General features: G+C 63.8%; 5 protein-coding genes. 4 read left to right on the top strand and 1 reads right to left on the bottom strand.

The features are described from left to right. Nucleotides 1-533: 533 nt before the first annotated feature. Nucleotides 534-1,085 carry an RNA polymerase sigma factor gene (locus tag VF672_RS21660; protein WP_331106715.1) on the bottom strand — a complete coding sequence of 184 codons (552 nt, stop codon included), beginning with the start codon at nt 1,083-1,085 and terminating at the stop codon, nt 534-536. A 244-nt stretch (nt 1,086-1,329) separates the two neighbouring features. On the opposite strand from VF672_RS21660, the gene sctW reads away from it, so the two are divergent. The 4 genes from sctW to VF672_RS21640 all read left to right on the top strand — a co-directional run. Next, a complete protein-coding gene (gene sctW / locus VF672_RS21655) occupies nt 1,330-2,439 on the top strand; it encodes a type III secretion system gatekeeper subunit SctW (RefSeq protein WP_331106713.1) in 1,110 nt (369 codons plus the stop codon). Beyond that, nucleotides 2,439-4,559, top strand: a complete 2,121-nt coding sequence (gene sctV, locus VF672_RS21650) for a type III secretion system export apparatus subunit SctV (protein ID WP_331106711.1) — start codon at nt 2,439-2,441, stop codon at nt 4,557-4,559. The genes sctW and sctV overlap by 1 nt, the downstream gene beginning before the upstream one ends. A gap of 18 nt (nt 4,560-4,577) precedes the next feature. After that, nucleotides 4,578-5,570: a type III secretion system inner membrane ring subunit SctD gene (gene sctD / locus VF672_RS21645; protein ID WP_331106709.1), complete on the top strand. Its 993-nt coding sequence runs from the start codon at nt 4,578-4,580 to the stop codon at nt 5,568-5,570. After that, a partial coding sequence (locus VF672_RS21640) for a FliI/YscN family ATPase (RefSeq protein ID WP_331106707.1) occupies nt 5,567-6,655 on the top strand: 1,089 nt, incomplete at its 3' end. The genes sctD and VF672_RS21640, both read left to right, overlap by 4 nt.

The following is a 6,655-nucleotide window of genomic DNA, read 5'->3' as shown; positions in this document are numbered from 1 at the left end:
TTTTTGGTAGGACCGGCTTCAGCCGTGAAGAGGCCCTTGTGAACACCCTCAATCCTGCGGCGTGACGCCCGACGCCTTCCCGGCTAAAGCCGGTCCCACATGGGTCGCGTCCAGCCAATCCCGCTGCTGAATACACGCAATGCTTTTTAGTGGGACCGGCTTCAGCCGGGAAGAGGCCTGTGTGTACACCCTCAATTCGGCGGCGTGACGCCCGACGCCTTCCCGGCTAAAGCCGGTCCCACAAGGGTCGCGTGCAGCCAATCCCGCTGAATGCACGCGATGCTGTTTAGTGGGACCGGCTTCAGCCGGGAAGAGGTCCGTGTGAACACCCTCAATTCGGCGGCGTGACGCCCGACGCCTTCCCGGCTAAAGCCAGTCCTACATGGGTCGCGTGCAGCCAATCCCACTGGATGCACTCAATGCTTTCTAGTGGGACCGGCTTCAGCCGGGAAGAGGCCTGTGTGGACACCCTCAAGCCCGCGGCGTGACGCATGACGCCTTCCCGGCTAAAGCCGGTCCCACAAAGGTGGTGCTCAGGCGAACGGGTCCATCTGGCGCTTGAGCTGCTCCCGGGCTCGAGACAAACGTGAACGCACGGTGCCGATCGGCACGCCGAGGGACGACGCGGTTTCCTGATAATTGCCGTCCATTTCCAGCGACACTTCAATCACCCGCTGCATGTTCGACGGCAGCGTGCCAATGGCCCTGACGACCCGCGCCAACTGACGATGGCCGTCGACCTGATGGCCGATATCGCCATGGCTGTCAGGCTCGGAATGGGTGTGGTCTTCCCAGCTTTCCTGATAGGGCTGACGGTACATCTTGCGGAAATGGTTGCGGATCAGGTTCAGCGCGATGCCGCACAGCCAGGTCTGGGGTTTGCTGGCGTGCTGAAACTTGTGCTCGCTGCGCAAGGCTTCCAGGAAGGTGCTTTGCAGGATGTCATCGACATCTTCCGGGTTCATGACGCGCTTCTGAATAAAGCCGCGAATCATCTTGATCTGGTCACTGGTCAGGTGCCGAATTCCAGCGGCTGGGCGGCGTGCCGGGACGTCAATATCGAGGATCGCAAGAGTGGACAACATCAGGGCTCTTCCTTGTTTTGAGTGTAATAGCCCTATAGCGATATGCGTGCCAGCCACACGAACCTTTTATCTCACTGATTAATAACGATTAATCATTCGGACCAGAAAAGCGCTGTGCAATTTTTTGCGCGAACACACTCTTTCCAGAACAGGATTTGGCACAGGCCCGCCGTCGGGCAAATAGATGGAACCGCTTTGCCGGCACGCTCCACTCAGAGCCCATGACCACGCCCAGACTCGACCTATGAAAATCGCGCTCCCCGTCATAACGGCTTTGCAAACCTTTGCACTGGCGCCGGCAAAACCGCAGGCGAGCACGCCTGCGTCATTGCACAGCGCACCGCCGAATCCCAACGGCACGTCGCCGCAGCAAGTCGCGCGGTTCGCCTCGGCATTGGTTCAGCAAAGCAAGAGCCTGAGTCAGCGCGAGCTGATCGCCAGCGGCAACGCGCTGCAGTCGCGGGCCGTGAAGCTGGGCGAGCTGTATCAACAGTTGATCGGGAGTCAGGACAAGGGCCTGGACGATGCCGCGCGCAACCTGCGCAAGCAGCTGCAAAAGCAGAGCGCCACCAGCCTGGCGCAGATCCTGAGCTTTACCGAGGACGATCCGGCCAAGGCCCACGTGATGCTGCAAGCGGCGAGAAAGCAGGCCCAGGCGGAGGGGCAAATGGGCGAGCACGTTGTGCTGACTCAGCAGCTCAAGCTTTTGCGCCGCCAGTACGGCAAGCGCACACGCGCCGGCATCAACAGCGCCAAGGCATTCGCCCGCCCTTCGTTGAACACCAAGCGGCGTGGCGCCCTGCGCAACCTTTACAGCGTGGCCGTCGCCGGCCAGCAGAACATCACCGGGCTGATCGACGCGCTGATCAACGAGCAGCAGGAACCCGGCGAGTTCGAGCTCAACCTGAGGGACATGCGCAGCGCCCTCGCCGACGATCTTTCGTCGCTCAGGCCGTCCACTTCGCCGCAGCAACTGCGCACCCTGATGCACGGCCTCAACACTGCGCGTCACGTCACCACCCTGCTGCGCAGCTGCGAGCATCTGCTGGGCCGCATGCGCAACAAGAACCCGGGGCTGCAAGTGGATTCCTCGGCCTTTTTGAAGCACCTGCTGGCGCTGTCAGGCAAGGGCATGAGCCTGGGCGAAACCCTGCAGCTGACCCAACACATCGGCGGCACCAAGCTCAAGCATCAGCTGGCATTTCTCAACGGGCTGCGGCCGATGCTGCACCAGCTGCCGATTCTGCTCTGGCGCGACATGAAGATCCGCCAGAGCGCCTTGAGCAACCTGCTCATTCTCATGGCCGAACTGACTCGGCAGGAACAAAACCAGCTCCAGGGGGGCCTCGCCTGATGGATCGTGTGATTAACCTGCTCAATCAGATCGCGCTTGCCGCCATGCGCCGCTCGGAAATCGTCGGTGCGTTCGTAGTCATCGCCATCGTTTTCATGATGATCACGCCGCTGCCCACTGGCCTGGTGGACGTGCTGATCGCCATCAACATCTGCATCTCCTGCCTGTTGATCATGCTGGCGATGCACCTGCCGCGCCCATTGGCGTTTTCGACCTTCCCCGCCGTGTTGCTGCTGACCACGATGTTTCGGCTGGCGCTGTCGATTTCCACCACGCGGCTGATCCTGCTCAACCAGGACGCCGGGCACATCGTCGAAGCGTTCGGCCAGTTTGTCGTCGGCGGCAACCTGGCGGTGGGCATGGTGATCTTCCTGATCCTCACGGTGGTGAACTTTCTGGTCATCACCAAGGGGTCGGAACGGGTGGCGGAGGTCGGCGCGCGGTTTACCCTCGACGCGATGCCGGGCAAGCAAATGTCGATCGACAGCGACCTGCGCGCCAACCTGATCAGCGTCCATGAAGCGCGTAAACGACGGGCCGAACTGGGCATGGAAAGTCAGCTGTTCGGCGCCATGGACGGGGCCATGAAGTTCGTGAACGGCGACGCCATCGCCAGCCTGATCATCGTCGCCATCAACATGATCGGCGGTATCGCCATCGGCGTGGTGCAGCACAACATGACCGCCGGCGACGCCTTGCAGGTGTACACCGTGCTGACCATTGGTGACGGCCTGATCGCGCAGATTCCGGCGCTGCTGATTTCGGTCACCTGCGGCATGATCATCACCCGCGTGCCCAGTGGCGAAAACGGCGTCGAGGCCAACATCGGCCGGGAGATTGCGGAACAGATCACCAGCCAGCCCAAGGCCTGGATCATCGCGGCGGTGGCGATGCTCGGGTTCGCGGCGTTGCCGGGCATGCCAACCGCGGTGTTCGTGGTCATCTCGATCATCTGCGGCGTCGGCGGCCTGCTCCAGCTCCATCGCGCCAAACCCCAGACCGAGCAGGCCCAGGCCGTGGTGGTGGCGCCGGAACTGAACGGTCGCGAAGACCTGCGCACCTTCTCCCCCAGCCGCCAGTTCGTGCTGCACTTTCACCCCAGCCAGAACCCCGCGCAGATCGAAGCGCTGGTCAGTGAAATCCGTCAGCGGCGCAACCGTCTGGTGGTGCAGTACGGCCTGACCCTGCCCTCATTCATCATCGAAACCAACGAGCAATTGCCGCCGGACGAGTTTCGCTTTTCGGTTTATGAAGTGCCGCTGCTCAGGGCCACGCTGTGCCAGACCCACGTCGCCGTGGACGCGCGCTCGGTGCAGGACTCGCCGGAATCGGCGGTGTACGGCAGCCTTGAACGCGAGGAAGGTCAGTGGCTGTGGCTGCCGACCGATGCGCCGCAATTGCAGGCCGAACACCTGGAGCGCATCGACGCGACGACGCTGATCATCGAGCGCATGGAGCGCGCGCTGCAGTCGTGCGGGCCGCAGTTCATTGGCCTGCAGGAAACCAAGGCGATTCTCGGCTGGCTCGAATCGGAGCAACCGGAGCTCGCCCAGGAAATGCAGCGCGTATTGCCGCTGGCGCGCTTCTCGGCGGTGCTGCAACGCCTGGCGTCGGAATGCGTGCCGCTGCGGGCGATCCGGGTCATCGCTGAAACCCTCATCGAGCACGGCCAGCATGAGCGCGAAGTCACGGTGCTCGCCGACTACGTGCGCATCGCCCTGAAATCGCAGATCTACCACCAGTACTGCGGTCCGGAGGGCTTGCTGGTCTGGGTGTTGACGCCGGAGAGCGAAGGGATTCTGCGCGACGGCTTGCGCCAGACCCAGACCGAAACCTTCTTTGCGCTGGACAACGAAACCAGCCAGTTGCTGGTGCAGCAACTGCACATCGCTTTCCCGCTGCGCAGCGCCCATCGGGCCGTGCTGCTGGTCGCACAGGACTTGCGCAGCCCTTTGCGCACGCTGTTGCAGGATGAGTTCTATCACGTGCCGGTGCTGTCTTTCGCTGAGATCAGCAATGCGGCGCAGGTGAAAGTGCTGGGACGCTTTGACCTGGAAGACGACTTTGACAGCGATGACGAAGACGATCCGCACGCGCTGGATAACGAGTACGCCGCTTGAGTGCCTGGAGAGCGTCACATGTTTGAATTACGCGTATTGACCGGCCTGCACCAGGGCGCCGCGCTGCCGCTGGTGGGTGAGCAATGGGGCATTGGCGCTGACGCCGATCAGGACCTGGCCCTGCATGACCCCGGCGTCGAACAGCAGCACTGTCGCCTGCAACGTCAGGGCGAACACTGGTTGCTCAACGCCGCCGGGGGCCGCATTGCCGACGAAGAAGGGCATCTTCACGCCAGCACCCTGCTCACGCCCAACACCACCTTTGTGCTGGGTTCGGTCTGGTTGTGCGTGTCCCCGGCGCAAGATCCCTGGCCTTCGCTGCCGGCCGTGATTCCCCAGGCGCGTTCAGAGCAGGCGTCGCAGACGGAAGCGCCAGCCAGCGCACCGCTGGAAAAGGTTGAATCGCGCTCGCGCTTTTTCAACCGCACCACGGGCGTGGTCATCGGCGTCTTGCTCGGCATTGCCGGCAGCGCCTGGAGCCTGAGCCGCAGCGCCGCGCCTGCCTCGCAGCAAATGGCGCTCAGTGCGCCGGCGCAGCAGCTTGCCAACCCAAACGAGCAGCACGGCGGCACCAAGAGCGCGCAGATCAGGCCAGCCGAAACGCCTGCCAGCAAGCGCATCCGGCTGGTCAGCGTCGACGACGTCAAGCGCCAGCTCAAGACCATGCTCAGCGAACGCCTGCTTGGCGACGTCAGTGTGGAGCAGACGCCGGAAGGGCTGGCGTTGAGTGGCAACCTCAAGCCCGAATCGCAGCTGGTGTACCAGCGCATGCTGCAGCGCTTCAAGGACCGCTACGACACGCCGGTCGCGTTGATCGACAACGTCAGCGCCAGCGGCAGCGGCCTGCCCTTCACCATCGTGCAAATCATGTCCGGCCCCCACGCGCACTTGGTAACGGCGGACGGTCGGCGGCTGTACGTCGGCGACGAGCTGGGCGGGCTGCGTCTGACGCGCATCGACGACAACCGCATTCAGTTCGACGGCGACCGTCACTACGAGGTGAGCTGGTGAACGCGGCCCTGGATCAGTGGAAGTCTGCCCACCGTCAGCGCCTGAAGAGCTTTTCTGCCGTCAGGGTCAGTGGCCGCGTCAGCGCCGTCAGCGGCATTTTGCTGGAGTGCCAGATTCCCGCGGCCAAGGTCGGCGACCTGTGTGAAGTCAGCAAGTCTGATGGCAGCACGATGCTGGCGGAAATCGTCGGCTTCACTCGCGACTGCACCTTACTCAGTGCGCTGGGCACGCCGGACGGCATTCAGGTCGGCGCGCACATCCGGCCGCTGGGCATGGCCCATCGCATCGGCGTGGATGACAGCCTGCTGGGCAGCGTACTCGACGGGTTCGGCCGGCCGTTGCTGGGTGACGCCGAAGGCGCGTTCGCCGGCCCCGGTGATCGACGCGTCACCCTGCCGGTGATTGCCGACGCCTTGCCGCCAACCCAGCGGCCGCGCATCAGCAACGCCCTGCCCACCGGCGTGCGCGCCATCGACAGCGCGATTCTGCTCGGCGAAGGCCAGCGCGTCGGGCTGTTCGCCGGCGCCGGTTGCGGCAAGACCACGCTGATGGCCGAACTGGCGCGCAACATGGACTGCGATGTGATCGTCTTCGGCCTGATCGGCGAGCGGGGTCGCGAGCTGCGCGAGTTTCTCGACCACGAACTGGACGCCACGCTGCGCGCGCGGTCGGTGCTGGTGTGCGCCACGTCCGACCGCTCCAGCATGGAACGCGCCCGCGCAGCGTTTACCGCCACCGCCATCGCCGAGGCCTTCCGTGAGCGCGGCCTGAAGGTGTTGTTGCTTCTCGACTCCCTGACCCGTTTCGCCCGGGCCCAGCGCGAGATCGGCATTGCCGCCGGAGAACCCCTCGGGCGCGGCGGCTTGCCGCCATCGGTCTACACCCTGCTGCCGCGCTTGGTCGAGCGAGCCGGCATGAGCGAAACCGGCTCGATCACCGCGCTCTACACCGTGCTGATCGAACAGGATTCGATGAATGATCCGGTCGCCGACGAGGTGCGTTCGCTGCTCGACGGCCACATCGTGCTGTCGCGCAAACTGGCCGAGCGCGGTCATTACCCGGCCATCGACGTGCAGGCCAGCATC

The sequence above is a fragment of the Pseudomonas sp. genome (genome assembly GCF_036387035.1).
Classification (GTDB): Bacteria; Pseudomonadota; Gammaproteobacteria; order Pseudomonadales; family Pseudomonadaceae; genus Aquipseudomonas.
Note: the sequence above shows the minus strand (reverse complement) of the source record. Positions and strands in the feature narration are given on the sequence as shown.

Excerpts from the sequence above, each read along its gene's own strand:
- VF672_RS21660 (WP_331106715.1), bottom strand. The coding sequence starts at position 1,085 with ATGTTGTCCACTCTTGCGATCCTCGATATTGACGTCCCGGCACGCCGC.
- sctD (WP_331106709.1), top strand. The coding sequence starts at position 4,578 with ATGTTTGAATTACGCGTATTGACCGGCCTGCACCAGGGCGCCGCGCTG.
- sctV (WP_331106711.1), top strand. The coding sequence starts at position 2,439 with ATGGATCGTGTGATTAACCTGCTCAATCAGATCGCGCTTGCCGCCATG.
- sctW (WP_331106713.1), top strand. The coding sequence starts at position 1,330 with ATGAAAATCGCGCTCCCCGTCATAACGGCTTTGCAAACCTTTGCACTG.